The sequence below is a fragment of the Dechloromonas hortensis genome (assembly GCF_009469765.1).
GTDB classification, from domain to species: domain Bacteria; phylum Pseudomonadota; class Gammaproteobacteria; order Burkholderiales; family Rhodocyclaceae; genus Azonexus; species Azonexus hortensis.
Genome location: NZ_SSSQ01000001.1, coordinates 52,353 through 77,166, shown reverse-complemented (window position 1 = coordinate 77,166; position 24,814 = coordinate 52,353). Strand labels below are relative to the sequence as shown.

Sequence of the window (24,814 nt, the reverse complement as noted above, 5' to 3'; positions counted from 1 at the left end):
GAAAAATCATTTCGGATAAGCGTTTGCTTGAGGAAGTGTGCTGGCCGCTCGCTCATGGCCGCGAGCAGCACGCCCTGAAACTCAGCGCAGACAACGCCTCGATTCCCAAAAACTAGAGCGCCTGCTCATTTGTTACAGCCTGTCATTTGGCTGTAACAAAGCGGCGCTAACCTGCACAGCGTTGTTAATTCCAACCTTGTGCAGGAGTCTCCCCCGATGTTCAAGCATTCCAAGCTCGTATCCGCACTGGCCGTGGCCGGTGTCGCGCTGTTCGGTGCCCAGGCCGCCCAGGCCCAGATCGTCAAGATCGATGGTTCTTCGACCGTTTATCCGATCACCGAAGCAGTTGCCGAAGAATTCCAGAAGTCGAAGAAGAACGCCGTCAAGGTGACCGTGGGTATTTCCGGCACGGGCGGTGGCTTCAAGAAGTTCTGCCGCGACGAAACCGATCTGTCCAACGCTTCCCGTCCGATCACCAAGAAGGAAATGGAAGACTGCAAGGCTGCCGGTGTCGAGTACATCGAAATGCCGGTTGCCTTCGACGCGCTGACCGTCGTCATCAACCCGAAGAACACCTTCCTCAAGGAAGCCACTGTCGCCGAACTGAAGGCGCTGTGGGAACCGGCCGCCCAGGGCAAGGTCATGAAGTGGAACCAGGTCAATCCGGCCTGGCCTGACGCGCCGGTCAAGCTGTTCGGCGCCGGTGCCGATTCCGGTACCTTCGAGTATTTCACCGAAGCCATCGTCGGCAAGGCCAAGTCCTCGCGCGGCGACTACACCGCTTCCGAAGACGACAACGTGCTGGTCCAGGGCGTCTCGCGCGACGTCAATGCGATCGGCTACTTCGGCTACGCCTACTACGCCGAGAACATGAACAAGCTGAAGGCGCTGCCGATCGTGCCGCCGAAGGGTGGTGCCGCCGTCGCGCCGTCCGAACAGGCCGTGATCAAGGGCACTTACCAGCCGCTGTCGCGCCCGATCTTCGTCTATGTCAAGGCCAAGTCGCTGCAGAAGCCGGAGGTCAAGGAGTTCGTCGAGTTCTACATGAAGAACGCCGCCAAGCTGACCAAGGAAGTGAAGTACGTGCCGCTGCCGGACAACGCCTACACCGGCAATCTTGAGCATGTGAAGAAGAACAAGATCGGTACCGTGTTCGGTGGGCAGAATGAAGTTGGCATCACCATCGAAGAGTTGATGAAGCGCGAAGCCAAGATGTAATGTTCGTTCCGGCGAGCCACTCGCCAGTTGTCAAAAGCCCGGCCCCGGAGCGGGGTCGGCTTTTCCGTTTATGGAATTCTTGATGTGAATTCGCACACTATGTCTGCAAACAACGCGTCCGACCTGCCCAAGGTCAGCGATCGTCTGGCCTACAATGCCATGCGCAACTGGAAGGAACGCCTGATCGAGGCGCTGCTGCTCGGTGCCGCGGCGGTTTCGGTGATGACGACGCTCGGTATCGTCTATGTTCTGGTTTCCGAGTCCATCCAGTTCTTTTCCAATGTCAGCATCGTCGATTTCCTGACCGACACGCAATGGACGCCGCTGTTCGACGATGCCCACTTCGGCATCATGGTGCTCATTTCCGGCACCCTCGTTTCTTCGCTGGTCGCGCTGCTCGTCGCCATCCCGATGGGCACGATCATCGCCATCTACCTGTCCGAATTCGCCAACGCCAAGGTCCGTGAAATCGCCAAGCCGATTCTCGAATTGCTCGGCGGCATTCCGACCATCGTTTTCGGTTACTTCGCGCTGCTCGTCGTGACCCCGATCCTGCAGTACATCTTTCCCTCGCTGCCCGGTTTCTCGCTGCTCTCGGCCGGTCTGGTGATGGGCATCATGATCGTGCCCTACATCGCCTCGCTGTCCGAGGATGCGATGCGCGCCGTGCCGATGAGCATGCGTGAAGGCGCCTACGCGATGGGTTCGACCAAGCTCTACACCGCCATCCATGTCGTCGTCCCGGCCGCCGTTTCCGGCCTTGCCGCTTCCTACATCCTGGCCATCTCGCGCGCCGTCGGCGAAACGATGATTCTCGCCGTTGCCGCCGGCATGCAGCCGAACCTGACCTGGAACCCGATGGAGCCGGCCGCGACGATTACTTCCTACATCGTGCAGGTCGCCCTGGGTGATCTGCCGCACGGTTCGATCGGCTACCAGACCATTTTTGCAGCCGGCCTGACGCTGCTGTTGATCACGCTGATTTTCAACATCCTCGGCCAGTGGCTGCGTGCGAAATATCGGGAGACCTACTGATGCAAGCCCTGACTACCGAACAAATCCGCGCCGTCATCGCGCGCGGCAAGCTGCGCGACAACATCTTCAAGGCGATGGGCATCTTCTGTCTGTCGCTGGCGCTGATCGTCATCGTCGCCTTGATCGCCGACATGGTGATGAAGGGTTCGGAGCGTTTTACGCTCGATTTCTTCCTCAACTTCGCCTCGCGGCGCGCCACGCAGGCCGGCATCCTGTCCGCCTGGGTCGGCTCGCTGCTGGTCATGCTGGTCACCGCGCTGGCCGCCGTGCCGCTCGGCGTTGCCGCCGGCCTCTATCTTGAGGAATACGCCAAGCGCAACTGGCTGACCAACGTCATCGAGATCAACATCAGCAACCTGGCGGCGGTGCCGTCGATTGTGTACGGCCTGCTGGCGCTCGGCATCTTCGTGTACCAGTTCGGTTTCGGCCAGAGCATCCTGTCGGCCGGCCTGACGCTGGCCCTGCTCATTCTGCCGATCATCATCGTGTCGACCCGGGAAGCGATCCGCGCCATTCCGGCGATGATCCGCGAAGGTTCGATGGCGGTCGGTGCGACGCGCTGGCAGACCTGCCGCTACCACATCGTTCCCTACGCCATGCCCGGCATCCTGACCGGCGTCATCATCGGCCTCGCCCGCGCCATCGGCGAAACGGCGCCGATCATCACGATCGGGGCGCTGACCTTCATCGCCTTCCTGCCGCCCGCGCCGTTCATGGGCGAGCCGGCCGCCGGCCTGTTCGACTGGGTGTTCGCACCCTTTACCGTGATGCCGATCCAGATTTTCAACTGGACCTCGCGTCCCGACCCGGCCTTCGAAATCAATGCTGCCGCCGCCGGCTTCGTGCTGATGGCCATGGTGCTGTCGATGAACGCCGTCGCCATCTGGCTGCGTTACAAGATGCGCAAGAACATTAAATGGTGATTCCGGCGGTGAACCCCGGAAAAACACCCAAAACCGAATACGAAATGGAGTCTCAAATGCAGATCCACGATCACCCCCAGCTCAAGGCTGAAGCCCGTAACCTGAACTTCTACTACGGTGAAGCCAAGGCCCTGAAGAACATCAACATGCCGATCTACGACAAGAAGGTCACCGCGCTGATCGGCCCGTCCGGTTGCGGCAAATCGACCTACCTGCGCAGCTTCAACCGCATGCACGACCTCTACCCGGGCAACCGTTACGAGGGCGAGATCCGCTTCTTCCCGGATAACACCAACCTGCTGTCGCCGGATGTCGACCCGATCGAAGTCCGCATGCGCGTCGGCATGGTTTTCCAGAAGCCGAACCCGTTCCCCAAGTCGATCTACGAAAACGTCGCCTACGGCCTGCGCGTCCGCGGCGAGAACAACCGCCGCGTCCTCGACGACAAGGTCGAACAGGCCCTGCGTGGTGCCGCGATCTGGGACGAAGTCAAGGATCGCCTGCAGGATCTGGCTTCCAACCTGTCCGGCGGTCAGCAGCAGCGGCTGTGCATTGCCCGCGCCCTGGCCACCGATCCCGAACTGCTGTTGTTCGACGAGCCGACTTCAGCGCTCGACCCGATCGCCACCGGCGCCATCGAGGAGCTGGTGCATGAGCTGAAGAAGCGCGTCACCATCCTGATCGTCACCCACAACATGCAGCAGGCGGCGCGCGTTTCCGACTACACCGCCTACATGTTCCTCGGCGAGATGATCGAATTCGGCAAGACCGACGAGATTTTCATCAAGCCGCAAGACAAGCGCACCGAAGACTACATTACCGGCCGCATGGGCTAAGAAGGGGACCGACATGAACGAAAGCCAGCATCTTTCCAGCCAGTTCGACGAAGAGCTCAGCCGTCTGCGCACCCACGTGCTGCAGATGGGCGGTCTGGTCGAAACCCAGGTCTCGGCCGCCATCGATGCCTATTCGACCGGCGAGATCGCCAGCGTCAAGACCATCGTCGAGACCGATCGCAAGGTCAATGAACTGGAAAAGGCGATCGACGACGATTGCGCCCACATCATCGCCAAGCGCCAGCCGACCGCCTCCGACCTGCGTCTGGTGCTCGGCATCAGCAAGATCGTCACCGATCTGGAGCGGGCCGGCGACGAGGCCAAGAAGATCGCCAAGGGTGTCCGCCGCATCTACGAAAACGGCCACATGCCGTCGCAGTACGGGGTCGGCATCCGCCACCTGGCCGAAGCGGCGCTGACCATGGTGCGCGAGGCGCTCGATGCCTTCGCCCGCCTCGATACGGTGCAGGCCACCGAGGTCATCCGGGCCGATTCCGAGGTCGATACCGAGTTCAAGTCGATCATCCGCCAGTTGATCACACACATGATGGAAGATCCGCGCACCATTACCACCGCCATCGACATCATTTCGATTGCCCGCGCCATCGAACGGATCGGCGACCATGCCAAGAACGTTTCCGAACAGGTGGTGTACGTCGTCGAAGGGCGCGATATCCGCCACACCAAGGAGATCATCAAGTGACTCCGACCATTCTGGTCGTTGAAGACGAACCGGCGATCCAGGAGCTTGTTGTCATCAACCTCAAGCACGCCGGTTTTCTGGTCGTTCGGGCCGGCAGCGCCGAGGAGGCCGAGTCGGCCATCCGCGCTGCGCTGCCCGACCTGGTCGTGCTCGACTGGATGCTGCCCGGCCAGTCCGGCGTGACGCTGGCCAAGAAGATCCGGGCCGACGAGCGGACCCGCGAACTGCCGATCATCATGCTGACCGCCCGCGTCCATGAAGAAGACAAGGTGCAGGGGCTGGAGGCTGGAGCCGACGACTACGTCACCAAGCCCTTCTCGCCGAAGGAACTGGTCGCCCGCGTCCGCGCCGTGCTGCGCCGCCGCGCTCCTCATCTGGCCGGCGAAGCGGTCGAGATCGGTTCCCTGGCGTTGAATCCGGCGACCCACCGGGTCCTGGCCAGCGGCCAGCCGATCGAACTGGGGCCGACCGAGTTCCGCCTGCTCTTCTTCTTCATGACCCATGCCGAACGGGTCTATACCCGCGCCCAGCTGCTCGACGAAGTCTGGGGCGACCATGTCTTCATCGAGGAGCGCACGGTCGATGTGCACATCCGCCGGCTGCGCGCCGCGCTGGAGGGCTCCGGCAACCACGAGCGGGTCGAAACCGTGCGTGGCACCGGCTATCGTTTCCGCGGGGCCTGAAACAGGTGACGGCACAAGTCATCCGGGCCCTGTTGCTCGCCCTGTTGTCGATCGTTGTTGCGCTGCCGGTCGGCCATTTCTACGCGCCCTGGGCCGGCTGGGTGGTCTTCTGTGGCGGCCTCGGCCTGCAGATGCTCTTCCACTTCCGCAACTTCGCCCGCCTCGACCGCTGGTCGCGGGCTCCGGTCGTCGATAGCAGCCTGGAGGGCGAGGGCGCCTGGGACGGGATTTTCGGCCGCCTCTACCGACACGAGAAAGACCTGCGGGCGCAGATCGCCCGCCGCGACGCCGAGATCGCCATGCTGATCGCCGCCGGCCAGGCGCTGACCGATGGCGTCGTGCTGCTCGACAACCAGAACCAGATCCTGTTCTGCAACACGACGGCCGAGATGCAGCTCGGCCTCGTCGTCAAGACCGACCGCGGCCAGCCGGTGGTCAACCTGGTCCGCCAGCCCGAATTCGTCGCCTACCTGACCAACGAGGACTTTTCCCGGCCGCTGACGCTGCGCTCCGATCGCAACGAGGATCGCGTGTTGTCGATCTACGTCATTCCCTATGCCGGCGACCGCCGCCTGATGCAGATCAAGGATGTGACGCAGACCGACCGCCTCGACCGGATGCGCCGCGATTTCGTCGCCAACGTCTCGCACGAACTGCGCACGCCGCTCACCGTGCTCGCCGGCTTCCTCGAAACCTTGCAGGAAATCGAGGTCGACCGCGAGGAACAGGCCCGTTACCTGGCGATGATGAGCGAGCAGTCGCTGCGCATGCAGTCCATCGTTCAGGATCTGCTGACGCTGTCATCGATCGAGTCGGCGCCGCCGCCGGACAACGAGCCGGTCGATATGGTCAATATGATTGACAAGCTGCGCCGCGATGCCGAGGCGCTGTCGGCCGGCCGCCATACGGTGGTCGTCGAGACCGACGGCCAGGGCGACCTGCGCGGCTCCGAGCCGGAGCTGGTCAGCGCCTTTGCCAACCTGGTGTCGAATGCGGTGCGCTACACCCCGCCCGGCGGCACCATCCGGATCAGCTGGCGGGCCAGCCCGCAAGGCGCCGAGTTCGCCGTCCAGGATACCGGCATCGGCATCGATCCCAAGCATATCCCGCGACTGACCGAGCGCTTCTACCGGGTCGACCGCGGCCGTTCGCGCGATGTCGGCGGCACCGGCCTCGGTCTGGCCATCGTCAAGCACTCGCTGAACCGCCATCAGGCACAGCTCGACATCAAGAGCACGCCCGGCCTGGGCAGCCGTTTCGCCGCCCGCTTCCCGGCCAGCCGGGTGGCCGGTATTTGAAGCGTGTTTGGCTAATTTCGGCGGATTTTCCGAATTGCCTTGACGGGGGAACCCGATAGGCGGATAGTGCGCACCTCTGACGGACGCGGGATGGAGCAGTTGGCAGCTCGTCGGGCTCATAACCCGAAGGTCGCAGGTTCAAGTCCTGCTCCCGCAACCAAAGAAATTCAACGAAGGATCAACTGCTTAACGGCGTTGGTCCTTTTTTGTTTTTGGGCAGCGTTGACCGCAAGACTCGGCAGTTCTCCAGGGCCAAAGCACTGCTTCAACCGCCTCAGGCAAACCAGCGCAGGAAGGCGGCGGCCGATAGCGCCGTCGCCGCCAAGCCGACCAGCGCAACCCAGGCGTGACGGCGCCGCGCCGCCGGCCAGCTGTCGGCAAACTTGAGGCAGAGCAGGCTCAACAGCAGCCCGCCCGTCGCGCAACTCAACTTGAGCACCAGGGCAACAACGGCCACTCCGTGCAGATCGGGAAACCGCCCGTAGTAAGCCAGACTGATCAGCCCGAAGCCGGCGCCGCTCGCCGCCTGCAGCGCCCAGCCGGCGAGGACCAGCCAAAGCAGAGCGGTCGCCGGTGCGGACTCACGACGTTGGCTGAGCCAGCCGGCCACGGCGCCGCCGGTCACCGCCACGGCGCCGAAGTTATGGGCCAGTTGAACGAGCGCGTAGGCCAGATTCTGCAGATCCACGGCCAGCGATCATTCAACCTTCACCTTGACGCATTTCTCGATGCCAACCGGCGTGTGATTCTTGTTCACCACCTTGATGCACAGATCGTGAGCGCCCGGCGTCAGGGACTTCAATGCGTAGCTGCCCTTCAATTCGCGCAGCACCGCGATTTCCTTGCCGTCGACATAAAGATGGGTATGGTCACCTTGCGGACCTGGTGTGACGTCGTAGCTGATCTTGTTCTCGGCCATCGCTTTCAGCGTTGCATTGTCAGCTGGCGAAACGATGGTCACCGAGCCAGTATCGGCCTGCGCCAGCAGGGGGAGGGCGGCCAGTGCCAACAGCATGCAGAGGGATTGCTTTTTCATGGAATTCTCCTCACGAGTCGGGGCGGCGCAAACGCGACGAAAGGTCGGGCACGCCGTAAGCGGTGGACCGGTCGGTTCCATATTTTGTTCAACCTTGCCCGTCGGCATTTTGGCCTGCGGGCGAGGTCGACCGCAGGAGTCGCTTCCGGCGGCCGGTCTGGCTTCAGCCGGCGATTGGCTTGACCCGGCTCGCCGCCAGTTTCGCCCGTTGGCGGGCTTCGTCGACGGTATCGGCATTGGCGACGGCGACGCCCATCCGCCGTTTCTTGAACGATTCCGGCTTGCCAAACAGGCGCAGGTCGCTGCGCGGGACGGCGAGCGCTTCGTCGAGGCCGCTGAAGGCGATGCCTTGCGCTTCGAGGCCGCCGTAGATGACGGCCGAGGCGCCCGGTTCGCGCAGCGCAGTATCGACCGGCAGGCCGAGGATGGCACGGGCGTGCAGTTCGAATTCGGAGAAGCGCTGCGAACAGAGGGTGACCAGGCCGGTGTCGTGCGGCCGCGGGCTGACTTCGGAGAACCAGACCATGTCGCCCTTGACGAACAGTTCGACGCCGAACAGGCCGCGCCCGCCGAGGTTGCCGGTTACCGCGGCGGCGATTTCCTCGGCGCGTTGCCGGGCGGCCGGGCTCATCGGCTGCGGCTGCCAGGATTCGACATAGTCGCCGGCGACCTGGACGTGGCCGATCGGCTCGCAGAAATAGGTTTGCACGGTGCCGGCCGCATCGCGGGCGCGCACGGTGAGCAGCGTGATCTCGTAGTCGAAGTCGATGAAGCCTTCGACGATGACCCGCCCGGCATTGACCCGGCCGCCGCTCGCCGCGTAGTCCCAGGCCGTCTGCACGTCGGCCGGGCCGCGCAGCAGCGACTGGCCCTTGCCGGACGAGGACATCACCGGTTTGACGATGCACGGGTAGCCGATGCCGGCATCGATCGCGGCCTGCAGTTCGGCCAGCGAATCGGCGAACTGGTAGGGCGAGGTGGCGAGGCCGAGTTCCTCGGCGGCCAGCCGGCGGATGCCTTCGCGGTTCATGGTCAGCTTGGCGGCACGGGCGGTGGGGATCACTTCGGCCAGTCCGGCGGCTTCGATATCGACCAGCATGTCGGTGGCGATGGCCTCGATTTCCGGCACGATCAGGTGCGGCTTTTCCAGTTCGACCAAGCGGCGCAGTGCCGCGCCGTCGGTCATCGAAATGACGTGGGCGCGATGGGCGACCTGCTGGCCGGGGGCGTTTTCGTAACGGTCGACGGCGATCACTTCGACGCCGAGGCGCTGCAGCGCGACGATCACTTCCTTGCCGAGTTCGCCCGAGCCGAGCAGAATGACGCGGGTGGCGGAGGGCGACAGCGGGGTGCCGATTTGCATGGGGATTCCTTTACGGTCGACGGCGAAAATCCGGCGAATTTAGGCGTCGACCGCCGGAAATGCAAGCCCGCTGTCCTAGACCCGGTGCCCTAGGCCTCGATCGGTGCGTAGTCGCCGTAGCCGTCCGGCCACGGGGTGAGGATCTCGAAGCCATCGTCGGTGACCAGCACGGTGTGTTCCCATTGGGCCGACAGCGAGCGGTCCTTGGTGACCACCGTCCATTCGTCCGGCAGGTGCGTGATGGCGGCCTTGCCGGCGTTGAGCATAGGCTCGATGGTGAAGATCATGCCCGGTTCGAGCTTGAGGCCGCGGCCGGGCTGGCCGACATGCACGACCTGCGGTTCGTCGTGATAAACGGTGCCGATGCCGTGGCCGCAGTATTCGCGCACGACGCTGTAACCCTCGCGCTGGGCGACGCTCTGGATGGCGTGGCCGACATCGCCCAGCGTCGCCCCCGGGCGAACCTGCAAGATGCCGGCGCGCATCGCCTCGTAGGTGGTGCGCACCAGGCGCCGGGCCTGGATCGCCGGCTTGCCGACGAAGTACATCCGGCTGGTATCGCCGAACCAGCCATCCTTGATGACGGCGACGTCGATATTGACGATGTCGCCGTCCTTCAGTTTCTTGTCGGAAGGAATGCCGTGGCAGACAACGTGGTTGACCGAGGCGCAAATCGTCTTCGGGTAGCCGTGATAGCCGACGTTGGCCGGGATCGCCTGTTGCACATTGACGATGTAGTCATGGCACAGGCGGTCCAGTTCGTTGGTCGTGACACCGGCTTTGACGTGCCCGGCAATCATCTGCAGCAGTTCGGCCGCCAGCCGGCCGGCCTGGCGGGCCATGGCGATCTCGCCCGGCGTGCGGATCGGTACGCCGCGCCCGGCGCTCATGCGGCGAGTGCCGCGGCGGGCGGCTGTTCGCTGGTGTCCTGCTGCTCGGCCTCGATCAGCAACTGGCAGATGTCGGCGTAGCAGAGGTTCGGGTTGAGTTCGGAGAGCATGCCGACGCGCAGCCAGTGTTCGGCCTGGGCATTGATCGAACGGCTGAGCGCGCCGCTGGTCAGACGCAGGTTCTCATGCATCCGCTCGGAGATTTTGACGATTCCCATGGGTATGTGCGGTATATGGTTTGTATATGTTCCATATAATAACAGAGATCGCCGCCGGCGCAGCAGGGCGGCCTTGTCACACGCCTGTCACGGCCTCGTCATGGTCCGTTCACGGCGGCCGGCTATCGTGCCGTCATGCCCAAGGTCAGATCCGTATTCCTTTCCGACATCCACCTCGGCACGCGGGCGTGCCAGGCGGATCGCCTGCTCGATTTCCTGCGCGAGTATTCGGCCGAACAGACTTACCTGATCGGCGACATCATCGATTTCTGGGCGATGAGCCGCAGCATCTGCTGGACGCAGGCGCAGAACACCGTCGTCCAGAAGCTGCTGCGCCGAGCCCGGCACGGCGAGCGCGTCGTGTTCATTCCCGGCAACCACGACGAGGCGCTGCGCGACTACTGCGGCATCGTCTTCGGCGAGATCGAGGTGGTCGATGAACTGGTGCACGAAATGGCCGACGGCCGCCGTTTCCTGCTCATCCACGGCGACCAGTTCGACCAGGTGACGCGCCATCACCGCTGGGTCGCGGTGCTTGGCGACAAGGCCTACGACCTGCTGGTCCGCCTCAACCACTGGCTGTCCTGGGGGCGGCGCAAGCTCGGGCTGGCCGGCTACTGGTCGCTGGCCGGCTACGCCAAGCGCAAGGTGAAAACGGCGCTCAACTTCATTTTCGATTTCGAGACCTCGGCCGTCCATCACGCCCGCGAACGCGGGCTGGACGGCGTCATCTGCGGTCACATCCACTGGGCGACGATCCGCGAGATCGACGGCCTGAGCTACGTCAATTGCGGCGACTGGGTCGATTCCTGCACGGCCATCGTCGAACATTTCGACGGCCGCCTCGAACTGGTCGCCTGGGGCGAGGCGCGGCCACAGGCCTTGCTCGCCGCCCCGCTATCCGAAACTGCGGAGGTCTGAATGCGTGTCCTGATGGTGTCCGATGTCTATTTCCCAAGGGTCAATGGCGTGTCGACCTCGATCGAAACCTTTCGCCGGACCTTAGCCGAGCTAGGCGTCGAGGTCCGCCTGGTCGTGCCGCGTTACGGCGATGAGGCCGATGAGCCGGGCATCGTCCGCGTCGCCGGGCGGCCGGTGCCGGGCGACCGCGAGGACCGCCTGGTCGGCTGGCGGGCCATGCAGCGCGCCGTGCTGGCGGCGGCCGAGGATTGCGACCTGATCCACATCCAGACCCCCTTCGTCGCCCACTACGCCGGCCTCAAGGCGGCCCGGGCGCTGGGCCGGCCGGTGCTGGCCACCTATCACACGCTGTTCGAGGAATACCTGCAGCACTACGCGCCCTTCCTGCCGGCCGGCTGGCTGAAGGGCCAGGCCCGTGCCCTGTCGCGCCGGCAATGCAACGCGCTCGACGCAGTGGTCGTGCCGTCGACGGCGATGCAGCAGCGCCTGCAGAGCTATGGCGTCAACGTGCCGCTGCACGTGCTGCCGACCGGCATCCCGCTCGCCCAGTTCGGCCGTGGCGACGGCCTGGCCTTCCGGCTGCAGCACGGCATCGCGCCGGATCGCCCGGTGGCGCTGTTCGTCGGCCGCGTCGCCCATGAAAAGAACATTGCCTTCCTGCTTGACGCCCTGGTCCATGCCCGGCGCCTGCAGCCCGAACTGCTCCTGCTGATTGCCGGCGAAGGGCCGGCCATGGCCAGCCTGCAGGCGCGGGTCAAAGCCATGGGCCTGAGCGATGCCGTTACCTTCATCGGCTATCTCGACCGTCGCCAGGCCTTGCCGGATTGCTACGCGGCAGCCGATGTCTTCGTCTTTGCGTCGCGCACCGAAACCCAGGGCCTGGTGCTGCTCGAGGCGATGGCGGCCGGCCTGCCGGTCATCGCATTGGCCGAAATGGGGACCGTCGATATCCTCGCTCCCGGCCGTGGCGCCTTGTCGCCGCCGGCGGTGCCGCAAGCCTTCGGCGAAATGCTCGGCAACTTCCTGCAGCAGCCGACGCTGTGGCGCCGGCTGGCCGACGAAGCGCCGCGCTACGCCAGTGAATGGTCGGACACGGCGATGGCCGGCCGGCTGGCCGGCCTCTATCGCGAACTATCGGGTTTGAAAAGTGCCTCAGAAGGGACGTCGACCGCCGGAGTCCCGGATATTTCCCTGGACGCGGCCGGCTGAACAAGGGGGAACCATGAGCCTGAGCACCGAACACGCCTGCGAGCATTGTCGCTATTACACGCTGGCCGATGCCCTGACCGGCAACTGCCACCGTTTTCCGCCGGTTTTCGCCGGCGCCAGCTCACCGCGGGAAACGCATCACTGGCGTTTCCCGGCGGTCGGCAACCATGCCTGGTGCGGCGAGTTCCTGCCGCTACCCGAGGCTCAGATGTCCTCGATCGGCGCCACCATCTGATTGGCGGCGCGCAGGCGCTCGGCCAGCACGCGCATGACCTGGGTGGCGAAGAAGGGCGTCTGCTGGACCAAGTAATGAAAGCGCTTTTCGTCGACAGCGACGAATTCGCAGTCGCTGGTCGCGAGCACGGTTGCCGAGCGCGGCCCCGGTGAGACCAGGCCCATTTCGCCGACGATATTGCCGTGCTGCAGCGTTTCGACCACCCGGTTGTTGACGATGACTTCGGCCGTGCCGGTGGTCAGCACGTACATCAGGTGACCTGCATCGTTGACCTTGAACAGCGTCTGGCCGGCCGGGATACGGACGATGTCTGGGTTGTTGGCAAAAAGCTCGAAAAAGACCATGACTATTCTTCCATCAGAACGGGAGTCGGTCTTTTAGCATAGGCGATGGGGCAGAACTTTGACCGATTTATGACAAACGCCGGGGCCTTGATCTAGAACAAGGGCGGTGTGATCAGGCGCAGGCCGAGCGACAGCCAGCGCTCGTCGCGGATGTGGCCGAGCTGGCTGCCCCAGGTCGTGTCGAGCTGGACATGATTGGGCACCAGCCAGTAACGCAGTCCGAACTGGACGAAGGGATTGCCCTTGTCCTGGCCGTAGCTTTCGGCGATCACGTAGAGTCGTTCGATGGTCTGGATTTCGCTGCCCAGGCCCCAGGTCAGGCGGGTGCCGCGGCTTTCGCGGTCATAAGTGGCGCCGAGATTGCTGTGCACGACAATGCGGTCGTCGGCCAGGGAAAGACTGGCCGGAAAGTAGAAGTAGGGCGCGCCGGACTGGCCGTTGCCGGGCTGCGTCGCATAGCCGGCGGCGAGGCCGAAGCCGAAGCCATTGCTTTCCAGTTTGCGGAACAGCGTCTTGCCCTGGACCAGCACGGCACCGCTGTCGGCTTCGCCGTGAGCGCGGGCCAGCGCACCGCCGAGGGTGAATTCGAAATTGCCACCCGGGTTGCAGGCCGGCAAGGCCCACAGCTCGTTGCGCTGGCGATGGCCGTGCGCCCAGGTTTCAAGCTGGCAGGCCTGGGGATCGGTCAGCCGCGCATCGTCGGTGATCATCGGGCGCGCCGCGTGGGCGCCAGGCAGGCTGGCCAGCAGGGCCAGGCCGGGGAGGAGTCTTTTCATCAGCATAACCGGCCGATTTTAGCGCGGCATTGTGACAGTTTCCTGACGCTCCCTGTCATCAAAGCTTAGTGCTGGCCGGCTAGCCTCGGGGCTTTCATGGAGGTGTCATGCACGAAGCCAAGCCGCCCGAACTGGGCCTCGACCCGAGCCAGGAGTCGCCGTTCAAGGGCAAGACCGGTCTGCGCCGGGTCTGGAATGCCTTCAATTACTCGATTGCCGGCCTCAAGGCCGCCTACCTGTGCGAAGACGCCTTCCGCCAGGAGGTCTGGCTGGCGGTGCTGCTGATCCCGGCCGCGCTGCTGCTGCCGGTGCCCTGGCTCGGGCGCGGCCTGATGATCGCCAGCGTGCTGCTGGTGCTGGTCGTCGAACTGCTCAATTCGGCGATCGAGGCGGTGGTCGACCGGGTCAGCCTGGAAAACCACCGGCTGGCCAAGCGTGCCAAGGACATCGGTAGCGCCGCGGTGCTCGTTTCGCTGCTCACCGTGCTCGCCGTCTGGGCCTGCGTGCTGCTGGAGGCGGCATGATGTCGCTCGAGATCGCCTTCGTCACCGAAACCTTCCCGCCCGAGGTCAATGGTGTCGCGATGACGGTCGGCCGACTGGTGCACGGCATGCGCGAGCTGGGGCACCGGGTCAGCGTCGTCCGGCCGAGCCAGGGCAAGAGCGATCGCGGCAGCGAGCACGAACTGGCCTTGCCCGGCCTGCCGCTGCCCGGTTACCCCGGCCTGCGCTTCGGCCTGCCGGCCGGGCGTCGGCTGGCCCGGCAATGGCGGGCGCGGCGGCCGGATCTGGTGCATGTCGTCACCGAAGGCCCGCTCGGCTGGTCGGCGGTCAGTACGGCGCGCCGCCTGGGCATTCCGGTGACCTCCGGCTTCCATACCAATTTCGACCGCTACAGCGTGCATTACGGCCTGGGCTGGATGCGGCCGGCGGTCGCCGCCTACCTGCGCACGCTGCATCGGCGGACGCGGGCGACCATGGTGCCGACCGCGGCATTGGCCGCCGACCTGGCCGGCGAAGGCTTGAGCGGGGTGCGCGTCGTCGGGCGCGGCGTCGATACGCAGCTGTACGATCCCTTGCGGCGCAATGCCATGCTGCGCAACGAGTGGGGCGTCGCGCCGGGCGGCCTGGCCTGCCTCTATGTCGGCCGGCTGGCCGCCGAAAAGAACCTGGCGCTGGTCGAACGGACGTTCGCCGCGATCAGCCTGCGCCATCCCGAGGCGCGCATGGTCTGGGTCGGCGACGGGCCGTCAGCCCGCCAACTGGCGGTGGATCATCCCGGGCATCACTTCGCCGGCATGCGCCTCGGCGAGGATCTGGCCGCCCACTATGCCAGCGCCGATCTCTTCCTCTTTCCCAGTTTGACCGAAACCTACGGCAACGTGGTCGCCGAGGCGATGGCCAGCGGCTTGCCGGTGGCAGCCTACCGCAGTGCTGCGGCGGCCGAGTTGATCGAGCATGGGGTGAACGGGGCGGTCGCCTCGCCGGGTGACGAAGGCGCCTATGTCGCGGCGGCCCTGGCCTTGCTCGCCGACCGCACCCGCCTGGCGCAACTGTCGCAGGCGGCCCGGCAAAGCATGCTGCCGCGCAACTGGGCCGGCGTCGTGGCGAGTTTCGAGAAAGTCGCGCGCGAGGCGATTTCCGGCTGAGATTGTCGGCTGAAAGTCAGCGCCCGCCACACCACTGGCGCAGGCTGTCGACCAGTTCCTGGCGGCTGACCGGCTTGGCCAGGTAGGCGTCCATGCCGGCGGCCAGGCATTCTTCGCGGTCGCCCTGCATGGCGTTGGCGGTCATCGCGATCACCGGCCGCTGCGCCGCGGCCGGGCCCGCTTCGCCGGCACGCAGGCGGCGAGTGGCCTCGAAGCCGTCCATGACCGGCATCTGGCAATCCATCAGCACGATGTCGAAACTGTCGGCAGCGAGCATTTTCAGGGCTTCGGCACCGTTCACCGCCAGACTGACCTGGCAGGCCAGTTTTTTGAGCAGGGCGCCGGCCACTTTCTGGTTGACCACGTTGTCCTCGACCAGCAGCACGCGCAGGCCGGCCGGCAGTTCGCCGAGCGGGGGCTGAGCGGGGGCGGCTGCGGCGAGCGGCGCGGGGTCGGTGACGACGCCGAACGGCAGACGGAGGCGGAATTCGCTGCCGACCCCGGGCGTCGATGCGACCTCGATGCTGCCGCCCATCAGTTCGACCAGGCGCCGGCAGATCGACAGGCCGAGGCCGCTGCCGCCGAAGCGGCGGGTGGTCGAGGCGTCGCCCTGGTAGAAGGGGGCGAACAGGTTGTCGACGACTTCCCGGCTCATGCCGATGCCGCTGTCGGCAATCCGGAAGTCGAGCCAGACCTGATCGGGCTGGCCGGCGGCTGCTTCGCTCGCCATCGTGATCTTGACGCCGCCGGTCTCGGTGAATTTGACGGCATTGCCGGCCAGGTTGAGCAGGATCTGGCGCAGCCGGCCGGGATCGCCGAGCAGTTGGGCCGGTACGCCGGGGGCGCTGGCGGTGCTCAGGCCAATTTCCTTGAGGGCGGCCTGGTGGGCGAGCAGGGCGACGATGTCATGGAGCAGTTCGGCGGGTGCAAAGGGGATCGCCTCAAGCTGCAGCTTGCCGGCTTCGACCTTGGAAAAGTCGAGGATATCGTTGATCAGGCCGAGCAGGCTGTCGGCGCTGTGCCGGATGGTTTTCGCATAGTCGCGCTGTTCGGCGGTCAATGTGCTGCCGAGCAGCAAATCGCTCATCCCGATGACGCCGTTCATCGGCGTCCGGATTTCATGGCTCATGTTGGCCAGGAAGCTGCTCTTCGCCAGGCTGGCCGCTTCGGCCGCCTGCCGCGCCTGCTCCAGTTGCTCCTGGGCGTGCAGGCGTTCGAGGAAGGCGCCGGCCCAGCGGGCGAGCATGCGGATGAACTCGATGTCGGAGGGGTCGAAATCGTGGTCGCGGCCGGTCGCCGACGAGAAGCTGATGGTGCCGTAGACCTCGCCATTGACCTGGATCGGCGCGCCCAGGTAGGCGGCCAGCCGGAATTCGCGGAAGCACGGGTGGCGCTGGTAGTCGCTGGTTGCGGCATTGGCGATGGCGAGGACGCCGTCGTGTTCCAGCGTCGAGCTGCAATAGGTGATGCCGAGTTCGATCTGCTGCTTGTCGCGAAGCGTTCCCGGCGGCGAAACCTGGACTTCGATGCGGTAGGCGCCAACCTCGCGGTTGATGTGGCTGATGATGCCGTATTCGAGGTGCAGGTGATCGACGGCGACCTGCAGCGCTGCGCGCATCGTTTCCAGCGGTTCGAGACCGGTCGTCGCGACGATGTCGTTGAGGGCGCGCAGCGCGGCCAGCTGGCGTTGCAGGCGGATGGCTTGCAGGCGCTGTTCGGAAATGTCGAGCTTGACTGCGACGTAGTGCGTGATTTCGTCGTCGGTCTCACGGATCGGCGCGATCACCGCCCGCTCGTAATAGACCGAACCGTCCTTGCGCTGATTGACGAATTCGCCTTCCCAGACCTCGCCGCCGGCCAGCGTCTGCCACATCGCATCGTAGGTGGCGCTCGGCGTCAGGCCGGACTGCAGCATGCGCGGGTTCTGGCCGATCACTTCCTCCGCCGTGTAGCCGGTGGTGCGGAAGAATTGCGGATTGACGTACTCGATGGCCGGCAGCAGATTGGTGATGACGATGCTGGTCGGGCTCTGCTCGACGGCCTGCGACAGCCGGCGGATCAGGCTGTCGCGGCGGCGTTCGTCGGAAATGTCCTCGAAGACGCCGACGTAGTTGGTCAGTTGTCCCTGCGCGTCCCGCACCGAGGAAATGGTCAGCCACTCCTCGATCGGCGTGCCGTCCTGCCGCCGATTGACGATTTCGCCGCGCCAGACGTCGTGCGCCTGCAGTTCGCCGAACATCGCCTGGTAGAAGGCGGCATCGTGCAGGCCGGAGGAAAAGATGCGCGGATTGGCGCCGATCAACTGGCTGGCGGCATAACCGGAAACTGCCTCCAGGCGCGGGTTGACCGCCAGGATGCGGCGTTCGGCATCGGTGATCAGGATGCCATTGGTGCTGTGTTCGAAAACCTGAGCGGCGAGCTGGCGTTCCTTCTGCATCTGCTCTTCGGCCAGCATCCCCTTGCGCAGCCGGGCAATCAGCAGCGAAGTGAGGAGGAGCAGGGCGAGCAGGGCCAGGCCGACGGCGCCCAGCGTGCGCCAGGTTTGCGCCTGCCACTTGGCGAGGGCGACTTCGCGGTCGACATGGACCTGGACCAGCAGCGGGTAGCTGCGCGAGGCGCGAAAAGCGGTCAGCAGGTAGCCGCCTTTCTCATGGCTGGCATTGCGGGTGCCGATTTCCTCGATCTGCAACTGGTTCAGGCTGGCCGCGTCGAGGTGGCGGCTGCCGATGCTGCGCCGGTCGTTCGACGAGAGCAGCAGGGTGCCGTCGTAGGAGATGACTTCGACCTCGGTCAGCGCCGGGTCGATATGGCGGGCGAAGTGGTTGAGGAAATAGTCGGGATTCAGGCTGGCCAGCAGTTTCAGCCGCTGGCCGTGGAAAATTTCTTCGCGCAGGGCCGGGAAAAAATTGCTGGCATCGGCCGGGATTGGGTTGCCTGCGGTCGACGGCTTGCCATCGGCAAAATCGCGGCCGGCCCACGGCAAGCCGGTCCGCAGGAAGCCTGCTGCCTGCAGGCCTTCCGGGCGCGGCTGGAAATCGTCGGTGGCGACCATGGCGCCGATATTGTCCGGGTTGGAACTGGCGACGATGCGTCCATCCAGTTCGGCCAGCGACAGCGAACGGAGGAAGAGCAGGCGGCGCTGGATCAGTTCGAGCTGGGCATTGGCCCTTTCCGGCCGCGGCTGCGGTAGGTCGATCGCTTCCGGCAGGCTCTGCAGCGTCAGGCTGGCCAGGTTCAGCGTCTGCGTTAGCTGGTCTTCGAAGACGCGGGCCTGGGCCTCCGCTTCCTGCAGGTGACGGGCCAGGGTTTCCTGGCGCAGGCTGTAGACATTCGAGAAGGTGCCGGCCACTACCGAGATGACCAGCAATAGCTGCAGGCCGATCAGCAGCTTGGTGAAATAGCGGGCGCCGGCGTTGTTCACGCTGGTCAAGCCTGATCAGTCGAGGCGGAGGATGGGCAACAGGCCGTGCCGTTCGGCGGCCGCTTTCAGTTCGCCATTGCGCTTGGCGGTGGCGACGAAGGCTTCGACCCGGGCGTGCCAGCGGTCGTCGCCCGGCCGCATGGCGTAGGCGTAGGGGGTGATATGGTAGGTGCTGTCCGGCTTGATCAGGCGCGCCCAGTCGGTTGTCTTCAGCATGCGCTGGCTGTAGGGGAAATCGGTCATGAAAACGTCGGCCCGGCCGGATTCGACTTCCTGCTCGCGGGCGTGCGGCGTATCGAGCACTTTCAGCGTGCCGTTCTTCAGCTTTTCCTTCATCACCGGTTCGTGCAGCGTGCCCTTGGCCACGGCGACGACGCTGCCGGCCTTGTCGATGTCGTCCCAGGCGCGGATGCGGCGGTTGCTCTTGGTGGTGATGGCGTAGATGTCGCTGGCCAGGTGGGGCTTGGTGAAGCGCAGTTTTTCGGCCCGCTGCGGCGTGATGCCGATGGCGAACATGGCGATGTCGCAACGGTCTTCCGTGAGGTCGGCAATCAGCCGGGCAAAGGAGCTGTCGATGAATTCGAGGCCGACGCCGAGATCACGGGCCAGGCCCTTGGCCATGTCGATATCGATGCCGGACAGTTGCCGGGTTTTCGGGTCGCGATAGCTGATGCCGAAATAGTCGGGCCAGATGCAGACGCGGACGGTCTTGGCGGCGGCAATGCGGTCAAGCGCGCTCTCCTGGGCGAAGGCGGGGAGCTGGTGGGCGAGGAGGGCAAGGCCGATCAGGATTAAGCGCAACATGGCTGAACTCTATTGCTTTTGTAATATTAAGCATATCAGATTCAGCCCGGCCCCGCCCGCCTTCAATGGCGTAGCGTGAAGCTGAGCAGCCGGTCGCGGGCGCTGTCGTCGAGCAGGATGCGGCGGACGCGGTCCTGCCACAGTTCGGCAAACAGCTGGCGTTCCGCCGGGCCGGCCTGGCCGGCCAGGATGGCGCCGAGCAGCGGGCCGCTGCGCGGGTCGCCGGGCACGGCGGAGAGGTCGAGTTGGCAGTCGACGCTGAGGCCGGTGTCGATCCGGCGCAGGCGGATGTATTCGAGGCCGGCTTCGGCGAAATGCAGACGCCGGTTGCGCCGGAACTGTCCACCCAGGCCCTTGAAGCCGCCGGGGCCGGCGGCACCGGTGAGCAGGCCGAGCACGTTGGCGATGACGCCGGCGACGCCACTGTCTTCCGATTCGTGCAGGCAGACTTCGATCTCGCCGCGCCGCGGTACTTCGTCGCCGTAGAGGGCGCGCAGGGCGCCGACCCCGGTCAGCCAGGCACCGGCGACGGTCGGGCAGGCGTGGCCGGTCAGGCGGACGGCATCGGCAAACGAATATTCGATCAGGCCGCCCTCGGCCGCGCCGAGCACTTCGGCCAGCGGGTCATGCAGCGTGATGGTGGGAATACGGGAAAAGTAGTCGGGAAAGGCCATGTCGATCTCCTTGGCCGCACAGTATCGGCGGCGACGCAGCGAATGGCCTTGATCTGCCTCAGGCGCGCTGGATCAGTTCGATCTTGTAGCCGTCCGGGTCTTCGACGAAGGCGATGATGGTCGTGCCGTGCTTCATCGGCCCGGCTTCGCGCACCACCTTGCCGCCGCGCTGGTTGATCTCGGCGCAGGCTGCCGCGGCATCCGGCACGGCGAGGGCGATGTGGCCGTAGCCGTTGCCCAGTTCGTAGCTCGGCGTGTCCCAGTTGTGGGTCAGTTCGAGCACCGCCTCCTTGTCTTCCGGGCCGTAGCCGACGAAAGCCAGCGTGAAGCGGCCTTCCGGGTAGTCCTGGCGGCGGATCAGCTGCATGCCGAGGATTTCGGTGTAGAAGGCGATCGAGCGGTCGAGGTCGCCGACGCGGATCATGGTGTGCAGAATGCGCATGCTGTTTTCCTGTTCAGAGTTGGGGGAGCTGCCGGGCGTGCTGGCGCAGTTCGAGGCGCCGGCTGCGCCATTCCGGGCAGAGTTGCTCGACCAGAGACCAGAAGCGCGGGCTGTGGTTCATTTCCTTGAGATGGGCCAGTTCGTGGCAGACGACGTAATCGACGATCGGCAGCGGCATGAAGATCAGCCGCCAGTTGAGGGCGATGCCGCCGCTGTGGCTGCAACTGCCCCAGCGCGTGCGGGCCGACGACAGGCGCAACGGCGGTAGGGCGACGCCGAGCCGGGGGGCGTAGTGGCCGAGGCGCTCGGTAAAAACGGCGCGCGCCTTTTCGCGCAGCGCCTTTTCGAGCAGCTGATTGGCGCTGGCCGAGGCGGTCGGGCTCAGATAAAGCCGGTTGCCGGCAAATTGCCAGCGGCTGCGGGCAATTTCGGTGATCGCTACGGTCAACGGCTCGCCGAGGGCAAAAACCACGGTGCCGTCGCCGACGGCCAGCGTGGCCGGCGGCGGCCGTTCGCGCCAGTTGGCCAGCTTGTCGAGCACCCACTGGCCATGCTGGCGGATCAGGCCTTCGATGTCGCCGAGGCGGGCCTGGTGCGGTGCGCCGACGCGCAGGCCGCGATGGTCGATGGTCAGGCCGATGGTCCGCCGCTGGCTGCGCCGCAGCTGATAGGCGACGGGCTGGCCGTCGAGGACGATGCGGCGGGCGGCCTCAGGCGTTGCTGCGGGCGGCATCGCGGTAACGATGCGGCGAGATCCGGCGCATCTCGGCTTCAATCCAGGCTTCGGCCTGACGATTGACCTCGGCTTCGCTCATTCCGGTGGCGTCGAAAGCCGGGCCGATACTGACCGTGATGGTCCCCGGTTTTTTCAGGAAAGCCTGGCGCGGCCACAGTTCGCCGGCATCGTGGGCGATCGGCACGACCTTGCAGCCGACGTGGGTGGCGAGATAGGCGCCGCCCGGCTTGTAGCGTTTGGTCTGGCCGGGCGCAACGCGCGTCCCTTCCGGGAAGAGGATGACGTAGAAGCCCTGCTTCAGGCGCTCGCGGCCCTGGGTGACGACCTGGTCGAGCGCGTCCTTGCCGGCGGCGCGGTCGATCGAGATCATCTTCATGGCGGCCAGGCCCCAGCCAATCAGCGGCACCTTGAGCAGCTCCTTCTTGAGCACGAAGACGCAGTAGGCGCCGTTCGGCACATAGTCCTGCAGGGTCATCGTTTCCCAGGCCGACTGGTGCTTGGCGAGAATGACGCAGGGCTCTTTCGGCATGTTTTCCAGGCCGATCACCTTGGGGCGGATACCGAGCAGATTTTCGACGCCCCACTGGATGCCGAGCCGCCACAGCTTGCCGAGGCGGTAGCCCCACAGGCCACGCAATGCCAGCGCGGCGATGACGACCAGCGGCGCCGAGACGATGGACCACAGGATGGCCCAGGCCATGAACAGCGACGAGCGGATGACGGTCATGCCTTGCTTTCGTTCAGGATGAAGTCGACGGCGGCGGCCAGGTTGGCGAATTCCAGCGTGCCTTCCGGCAGGTTGCCTTCGGCCTTGGTCTTTTCGCCCTTGCCGGTATGCACCAGGATCGGCTGGCAGCCAAGCACGGCGCAGGCCTGCAGGTCGCGCAGCGAATCACCGATCGCCGGCACGCCCTTGAGGTCGGTGTTCATCGTTTCCGAAATACGCTTGAACATGCCGGGTTTCGGCTTGCGGCATTCGCAGTCGGAGTCGGCCGCATGCGGGCAGTAGAAAATGGCCTCGATGCGCCCGCCGACGGCGAACAGCGCCTTGTGCATCTTTTCGTGGATGCTGTTCAACGTATCCATGTCGAACAGGCTGCGCCCAACGCCGGACTGGTTAGTGGCGACGACGACGCGATAGCCGGCCTGGTTGAGGCGGGCAATCGCATCCAGGCTGCCGGGAATCGGCTTCCACTCGGCTGGGCTCTTGATGAACTGGGCGGAGTCGAAGTTGATGACGCCGTCGCGGTCGAGAATGACGAGCTTCATGCCGACAGTTTCGAAATGTCGGCGACCTTGTTCATCGCCGCGTGCAGCTTGGCGAGCAGGCCCAGACGGTTGCTGCGCAGGGCCGGGTCGTCGGCATTGACCATGACGCCGTCGAAGAAGGCATCGACCGGGGCGCGCAGCGCGGCCAGCGCCTGCAGCGACTCGGCATAGTCGCCGGTATCGAAGGCGGCATCGGCCTGCGGCACCACTTCGACCAGCGCCGCGTGCAGCGCGACTTCGGCGGCTTCCTTGAGCAGGGCGGCATCGACCCAGGCGTCAACACTGTCTTCGACCTTCTTCAGAATGTTGCCGACCCGCTTGTTGGCGGCAGCCAGCGCAGCGGCTTCGGGCAGCGCCGAGAAGGCGCGCACGGCGGCCAGGCGCTTGGGAATGTCGCCCAGGCGTTGTGGCCGTTGCGAGACGACGGCATCGACTTCCTGCGCCGTGTAGCCCTGCTCGCGCAGGCTGCCGGCGAGGCGGTCGTAGATGAAGTCGGGCAGTGTGCGAGTGGTGTGAAAACCAAAGTCAAGGGCTGCTTCGGGATGGCTCGCAATCCAGTCGTTAAAAGCTTGGCTGGCGCTATGAATCAATCGATCTACAGGCAGATCGAGATTGCCTTCGGCCAGCATACGGATGGTGCCCAGCGCATGGCGACGCAGCGCGAACGGGTCGCGGTCGCCGGTCGGGATCTGGCCGATGCCGAACATGCCGACCAGCGTTTCCAGCTTGTCGGCCAGCGCTACGACAGTACCAACTAGGTCGCGCGGTAATGAGTCGCCGGCAAAGCGCGGCTTGTAGTGGTCTTCGATGGCATTAGCGACATCCGGGCGAAGGCCATCATGCAGCGCGTAGTAACGGCCCATGATGCCTTGTAGTTCCGGGAACTCGCCGACCATGTCAGTCAATAGGTCTGCTTTCGAAAGCAGTGCTGCTTGGTCTACTTTGTGGGTCAACTCAACGTCGCGTAACTCATGTGCAATGGCGCGAGCAATTGCTGCAACACGTTGGGTGCGCTCGCCCTGGGTGCCCAGCTTGTTGTGATAGACGACCTTGGAAAGGCCGATGACGCGTGATTCCAGCGATTTCTTGCGATCCTGGTCGAAGAAGAACTTGGCATCGGCCAGACGCGGACGGACGACGCGCTCGTTGCCGCCGATCACGGCGGAAGCATCGGCCGGGCTGATATTGCTGACCACCAGGAACTTGTTGGTCAGCTTGCCTGCCGCGTCGAGCAGCGGGAAGTACTTCTGGTTGGCCTTCATGGTCAGAATCAGGCATTCCTGCGGCACGGCGAGGAATTCCTCCTCGAACTGCCCGACCAGCACATTCGGCCGTTCGACCAGCGCGGTGACTTCGTCGAGCAGCGCGTCGTCGTCGATCGGCTTGCCGCCGGCCTGGGCCGCTGCGGCTGCGAGCTGGCGGGCGATTTCGGCGCGGCGCTCGGCAAACGAGGCGATCACGGCACCGTCGCTCGCCAGCTTGGCGGCGTATTCGTCGGCGTGGGCGAAGACGACCGGATCGACCGTCGCTTCAAAGCGGTGGCCGTGCGTTTCGCGGCCCGAGTTCAGGCCGAGGATGGCCAGCGGCACGACGTCACTGCCGTGCAGGGCGACCAGGCCATGTGCCGGGCGGACGAAATTGACGCTGCTCCAGCCGTCCTGAAGCTGGTAGCTCATGACCTTGGGAATCGGCAGCGCCGCCAGTGCAGCTTCCAGCGCCTTCTGCAGGCCTTCGGCCAGCGTCGCGCCCTTGGCCAGGCTTTCGTAGAACAGCACATCGGCCTTGCCGTCATTTTCGCGGCGCAGGTTCGGTACGCAGGAGGCATCGGCGCCGAGGGCGGCCAGTTTCTTGAGCAGGGCCGGTGTGGCATTGCCGGCGGCATCGAGGCCGACGGCGACCGGCATCAGCTTCTGGACGACCGGCTTGTCGGCAGCCACTGCCGCGACCTCGGTGACGTGAGCGGCCAGTCGGCGCGGCGAGGCGTAGGCGGTGACGGCTGCGGTCGACGCGGCCAGACCGGCATTTTTCAGCGAGGCGGTCAGCGTCTGGGCAAACACTTCGCCCAGTTTCTTCAGCGCCTTCGGCGGCAGTTCCTCGACGAATAGTTCAACGAGCAGATTCTTGGCGGTCAT

Annotated in this window: 27 protein-coding genes and 1 tRNA gene; 13 read left to right on the top strand and 15 right to left on the bottom strand. The window is 65.0% G+C overall.

Annotated features, from left to right (window positions below):
- Nucleotides 1-216 precede the first annotated feature (216 nt).
- From GH663_RS00405 to GH663_RS00370, 8 genes are all read left to right on the top strand, one after another.
- On the top strand, nucleotides 217-1,218 hold the full coding sequence (locus tag GH663_RS00405; protein WP_153129786.1) for a PstS family phosphate ABC transporter substrate-binding protein: 1,002 nt from the start codon (nucleotides 217-219) through the stop codon (nucleotides 1,216-1,218).
- Between the two features lie 99 nt (nucleotides 1,219-1,317).
- Entirely contained in the window at nucleotides 1,318-2,253 is a 936-nt protein-coding gene (pstC, locus tag GH663_RS00400; RefSeq protein WP_066885257.1) for a phosphate ABC transporter permease subunit PstC, read from the top strand.
- Nucleotides 2,253-3,176: a phosphate ABC transporter permease PstA gene (pstA, locus tag GH663_RS00395; protein ID WP_153129785.1), complete on the top strand. Its 924-nt coding sequence runs from the start codon at nucleotides 2,253-2,255 to the stop codon at nucleotides 3,174-3,176. Before pstC ends, pstA begins: the two co-directional genes overlap by 1 nt.
- Before the next feature lie 56 nt (nucleotides 3,177-3,232).
- Nucleotides 3,233-4,012 carry a phosphate ABC transporter ATP-binding protein PstB gene (pstB, locus tag GH663_RS00390; RefSeq protein WP_153129784.1) on the top strand — a complete coding sequence of 260 codons (780 nt, stop codon included), beginning with the start codon at nucleotides 3,233-3,235 and terminating at the stop codon, nucleotides 4,010-4,012.
- 13 nt (nucleotides 4,013-4,025) lie between these two features.
- Nucleotides 4,026-4,715, top strand: a complete 690-nt coding sequence (gene phoU, locus GH663_RS00385) for a phosphate signaling complex protein PhoU (protein ID WP_153129783.1) — start codon at nucleotides 4,026-4,028, stop codon at nucleotides 4,713-4,715.
- Nucleotides 4,712-5,398: a phosphate regulon transcriptional regulator PhoB gene (gene phoB / locus GH663_RS00380; RefSeq protein WP_153129782.1), complete on the top strand. Its 687-nt coding sequence runs from the start codon at nucleotides 4,712-4,714 to the stop codon at nucleotides 5,396-5,398. The genes phoU and phoB overlap by 4 nt, the downstream gene beginning before the upstream one ends.
- A 5-nt stretch (nucleotides 5,399-5,403) precedes the next feature.
- Nucleotides 5,404-6,696: a phosphate regulon sensor histidine kinase PhoR gene (phoR, locus tag GH663_RS00375; protein ID WP_170291302.1), complete on the top strand. Its 1,293-nt coding sequence runs from the start codon at nucleotides 5,404-5,406 to the stop codon at nucleotides 6,694-6,696.
- Between the two features lie 84 nt (nucleotides 6,697-6,780).
- Nucleotides 6,781-6,856 (top strand) — tRNA-Met (locus GH663_RS00370).
- Nucleotides 6,857-6,970: 114 nt separating this feature from the next.
- Here GH663_RS00370 and GH663_RS00365 read toward each other — a convergent pair.
- The 5 genes from GH663_RS00365 to GH663_RS00345 all read right to left on the bottom strand — a co-directional run bounded on the left by GH663_RS00365 (nucleotide 6,971) and on the right by GH663_RS00345 (nucleotide 10,203).
- Entirely contained in the window at nucleotides 6,971-7,384 is a 414-nt protein-coding gene (locus GH663_RS00365) for a hypothetical protein (RefSeq protein ID WP_246181462.1), read from the bottom strand.
- Nucleotides 7,385-7,393: 9 nt separating this feature from the next.
- A complete protein-coding gene (locus tag GH663_RS00360) occupies nucleotides 7,394-7,732 on the bottom strand; it encodes a hypothetical protein (protein ID WP_153129779.1) in 339 nt (112 codons plus the stop codon).
- 163 nt (nucleotides 7,733-7,895) lie between these two features.
- A complete protein-coding gene (purT, locus tag GH663_RS00355) occupies nucleotides 7,896-9,095 on the bottom strand; it encodes a formate-dependent phosphoribosylglycinamide formyltransferase (RefSeq protein ID WP_153129778.1) in 1,200 nt (399 codons plus the stop codon).
- A gap of 89 nt (nucleotides 9,096-9,184) precedes the next feature.
- Nucleotides 9,185-9,985 (bottom strand): type I methionyl aminopeptidase, encoded by an 801-nt coding sequence (gene map, locus GH663_RS00350; RefSeq protein ID WP_153129777.1) that lies wholly within the window; start codon nucleotides 9,983-9,985, stop codon nucleotides 9,185-9,187.
- Nucleotides 9,982-10,203, bottom strand: a complete 222-nt coding sequence (locus GH663_RS00345) for a ParD-like family protein (protein ID WP_153129776.1) — start codon at nucleotides 10,201-10,203, stop codon at nucleotides 9,982-9,984. Before GH663_RS00345 ends, map begins: the two co-directional genes overlap by 4 nt.
- 135 nt (nucleotides 10,204-10,338) lie before the next feature.
- Between GH663_RS00345 and GH663_RS00340 the strand changes: the two genes are divergently transcribed.
- Genes GH663_RS00340 through GH663_RS00330 form a run of 3 tightly spaced genes read left to right on the top strand, consistent with a single transcriptional unit; the run spans nucleotide 10,339 to nucleotide 12,568 of the window.
- Entirely contained in the window at nucleotides 10,339-11,124 is a 786-nt protein-coding gene (locus GH663_RS00340) for a UDP-2,3-diacylglucosamine diphosphatase (protein WP_153129775.1), read from the top strand.
- Nucleotides 11,125-12,333, top strand: coding sequence for a glycosyltransferase (locus tag GH663_RS00335; RefSeq protein WP_153129774.1), 1,209 nt, complete (start codon nucleotides 11,125-11,127; stop codon nucleotides 12,331-12,333).
- A gap of 13 nt (nucleotides 12,334-12,346) precedes the next feature.
- The gene (locus GH663_RS00330) at nucleotides 12,347-12,568 is read left to right on the top strand and encodes a hypothetical protein (RefSeq protein ID WP_066885217.1); all 222 of its coding nucleotides are present in this window, start codon (nucleotides 12,347-12,349) and stop codon (nucleotides 12,566-12,568) included.
- Here GH663_RS00330 and GH663_RS00325 read toward each other — a convergent pair.
- Both GH663_RS00325 and GH663_RS00320 read right to left on the bottom strand, forming a co-directional pair.
- Complete coding sequence (locus tag GH663_RS00325) at nucleotides 12,538-12,912, bottom strand: Crp/Fnr family transcriptional regulator (protein ID WP_153129773.1); 375 nt, start codon at nucleotides 12,910-12,912, stop codon at nucleotides 12,538-12,540. The genes GH663_RS00330 and GH663_RS00325 overlap by 31 nt on opposite strands.
- A gap of 92 nt (nucleotides 12,913-13,004) precedes the next feature.
- On the bottom strand, nucleotides 13,005-13,688 hold the full coding sequence (locus GH663_RS00320) for a PA4824 family protein (protein WP_153129772.1): 684 nt from the start codon (nucleotides 13,686-13,688) through the stop codon (nucleotides 13,005-13,007).
- Nucleotides 13,689-13,795: 107 nt separating this feature from the next.
- On the opposite strand from GH663_RS00320, the gene GH663_RS00315 reads away from it, so the two are divergent.
- Nucleotides 13,796-14,212, top strand: a complete 417-nt coding sequence (locus GH663_RS00315) for a diacylglycerol kinase (RefSeq protein WP_153129771.1) — start codon at nucleotides 13,796-13,798, stop codon at nucleotides 14,210-14,212.
- Complete coding sequence (locus GH663_RS00310; RefSeq protein ID WP_246181461.1) at nucleotides 14,209-15,336, top strand: glycosyltransferase family 4 protein; 1,128 nt, start codon at nucleotides 14,209-14,211, stop codon at nucleotides 15,334-15,336. Before GH663_RS00315 ends, GH663_RS00310 begins: the two co-directional genes overlap by 4 nt.
- Before the next feature lie 16 nt (nucleotides 15,337-15,352).
- Here GH663_RS00310 and GH663_RS00305 read toward each other — a convergent pair whose 3' ends face one another.
- The 8 genes from GH663_RS00305 to glyS all read right to left on the bottom strand — a co-directional run bounded on the left by GH663_RS00305 (nucleotide 15,353) and on the right by glyS (nucleotide 24,814).
- The gene (locus GH663_RS00305) at nucleotides 15,353-18,757 is read right to left on the bottom strand and encodes a PAS domain S-box protein (RefSeq protein ID WP_153129770.1); all 3,405 of its coding nucleotides are present in this window, start codon (nucleotides 18,755-18,757) and stop codon (nucleotides 15,353-15,355) included.
- A 15-nt stretch (nucleotides 18,758-18,772) separates the two neighbouring features.
- Nucleotides 18,773-19,561: an ABC transporter substrate-binding protein gene (locus tag GH663_RS00300; protein WP_153129769.1), complete on the bottom strand. Its 789-nt coding sequence runs from the start codon at nucleotides 19,559-19,561 to the stop codon at nucleotides 18,773-18,775.
- A gap of 62 nt (nucleotides 19,562-19,623) precedes the next feature.
- The gene (locus GH663_RS00295) at nucleotides 19,624-20,235 is read right to left on the bottom strand and encodes a hypothetical protein (protein ID WP_153129768.1); all 612 of its coding nucleotides are present in this window, start codon (nucleotides 20,233-20,235) and stop codon (nucleotides 19,624-19,626) included.
- A 58-nt stretch (nucleotides 20,236-20,293) separates the two neighbouring features.
- Complete coding sequence (gene gloA / locus GH663_RS00290) at nucleotides 20,294-20,677, bottom strand: lactoylglutathione lyase (RefSeq protein ID WP_153129767.1); 384 nt, start codon at nucleotides 20,675-20,677, stop codon at nucleotides 20,294-20,296.
- 13 nt (nucleotides 20,678-20,690) lie between these two features.
- Nucleotides 20,691-21,410 carry a M48 family metallopeptidase gene (locus GH663_RS00285; protein WP_153129766.1) on the bottom strand — a complete coding sequence of 240 codons (720 nt, stop codon included), beginning with the start codon at nucleotides 21,408-21,410 and terminating at the stop codon, nucleotides 20,691-20,693.
- Nucleotides 21,388-22,140, bottom strand: coding sequence for a lysophospholipid acyltransferase family protein (locus GH663_RS00280; RefSeq protein ID WP_153129765.1), 753 nt, complete (start codon nucleotides 22,138-22,140; stop codon nucleotides 21,388-21,390). Before GH663_RS00280 ends, GH663_RS00285 begins: the two co-directional genes overlap by 23 nt.
- Entirely contained in the window at nucleotides 22,137-22,682 is a 546-nt protein-coding gene (gene gmhB / locus GH663_RS00275; protein ID WP_066885192.1) for a D-glycero-beta-D-manno-heptose 1,7-bisphosphate 7-phosphatase, read from the bottom strand. The genes GH663_RS00280 and gmhB overlap by 4 nt, the downstream gene beginning before the upstream one ends.
- Nucleotides 22,679-24,814 (bottom strand): glycine--tRNA ligase subunit beta, encoded by a 2,136-nt coding sequence (gene glyS, locus GH663_RS00270; RefSeq protein ID WP_153129764.1) that lies wholly within the window; start codon nucleotides 24,812-24,814, stop codon nucleotides 22,679-22,681. Before glyS ends, gmhB begins: the two co-directional genes overlap by 4 nt.

Bases quoted from the DNA above. Each gene is read 5' to 3' on its own strand.
- GH663_RS00345 (WP_153129776.1), bottom strand. From the start codon at position 10,203: ATGGGAATCGTCAAAATCTCCGAGCGGATGCATGAGAACCTGCGTCTG.
- GH663_RS00405 (WP_153129786.1), top strand. From the start codon at position 217: ATGTTCAAGCATTCCAAGCTCGTATCCGCACTGGCCGTGGCCGGTGTC.
- phoU (WP_153129783.1), top strand. From the start codon at position 4,026: ATGAACGAAAGCCAGCATCTTTCCAGCCAGTTCGACGAAGAGCTCAGC.
- pstA (WP_153129785.1), top strand. From the start codon at position 2,253: ATGCAAGCCCTGACTACCGAACAAATCCGCGCCGTCATCGCGCGCGGC.
- map (WP_153129777.1), bottom strand. From the start codon at position 9,985: ATGAGCGCCGGGCGCGGCGTACCGATCCGCACGCCGGGCGAGATCGCC.
- GH663_RS00325 (WP_153129773.1), bottom strand. From the start codon at position 12,912: ATGGTCTTTTTCGAGCTTTTTGCCAACAACCCAGACATCGTCCGTATC.
- glyS (WP_153129764.1), bottom strand. From the start codon at position 24,814: ATGACCGCCAAGAATCTGCTCGTTGAACTATTCGTCGAGGAACTGCCG.
- purT (WP_153129778.1), bottom strand. From the start codon at position 9,095: ATGCAAATCGGCACCCCGCTGTCGCCCTCCGCCACCCGCGTCATTCTG.
- GH663_RS00295 (WP_153129768.1), bottom strand. From the start codon at position 20,235: ATGGCCTTTCCCGACTACTTTTCCCGTATTCCCACCATCACGCTGCAT.
- GH663_RS00330 (WP_066885217.1), top strand. From the start codon at position 12,347: ATGAGCCTGAGCACCGAACACGCCTGCGAGCATTGTCGCTATTACACG.
- GH663_RS00340 (WP_153129775.1), top strand. From the start codon at position 10,339: ATGCCCAAGGTCAGATCCGTATTCCTTTCCGACATCCACCTCGGCACG.
- GH663_RS00300 (WP_153129769.1), bottom strand. From the start codon at position 19,561: ATGTTGCGCTTAATCCTGATCGGCCTTGCCCTCCTCGCCCACCAGCTC.
- GH663_RS00320 (WP_153129772.1), bottom strand. From the start codon at position 13,688: ATGAAAAGACTCCTCCCCGGCCTGGCCCTGCTGGCCAGCCTGCCTGGC.
- gmhB (WP_066885192.1), bottom strand. From the start codon at position 22,682: ATGAAGCTCGTCATTCTCGACCGCGACGGCGTCATCAACTTCGACTCC.
- pstB (WP_153129784.1), top strand. From the start codon at position 3,233: ATGCAGATCCACGATCACCCCCAGCTCAAGGCTGAAGCCCGTAACCTG.
- GH663_RS00360 (WP_153129779.1), bottom strand. From the start codon at position 7,732: ATGAAAAAGCAATCCCTCTGCATGCTGTTGGCACTGGCCGCCCTCCCC.
- GH663_RS00315 (WP_153129771.1), top strand. From the start codon at position 13,796: ATGCACGAAGCCAAGCCGCCCGAACTGGGCCTCGACCCGAGCCAGGAG.
- GH663_RS00310 (WP_246181461.1), top strand. From the start codon at position 14,209: ATGATGTCGCTCGAGATCGCCTTCGTCACCGAAACCTTCCCGCCCGAG.
- pstC (WP_066885257.1), top strand. From the start codon at position 1,318: ATGTCTGCAAACAACGCGTCCGACCTGCCCAAGGTCAGCGATCGTCTG.
- GH663_RS00285 (WP_153129766.1), bottom strand. From the start codon at position 21,410: ATGCCGCCCGCAGCAACGCCTGAGGCCGCCCGCCGCATCGTCCTCGAC.
- gloA (WP_153129767.1), bottom strand. From the start codon at position 20,677: ATGCGCATTCTGCACACCATGATCCGCGTCGGCGACCTCGACCGCTCG.
- GH663_RS00335 (WP_153129774.1), top strand. From the start codon at position 11,125: ATGCGTGTCCTGATGGTGTCCGATGTCTATTTCCCAAGGGTCAATGGC.
- GH663_RS00280 (WP_153129765.1), bottom strand. From the start codon at position 22,140: ATGACCGTCATCCGCTCGTCGCTGTTCATGGCCTGGGCCATCCTGTGG.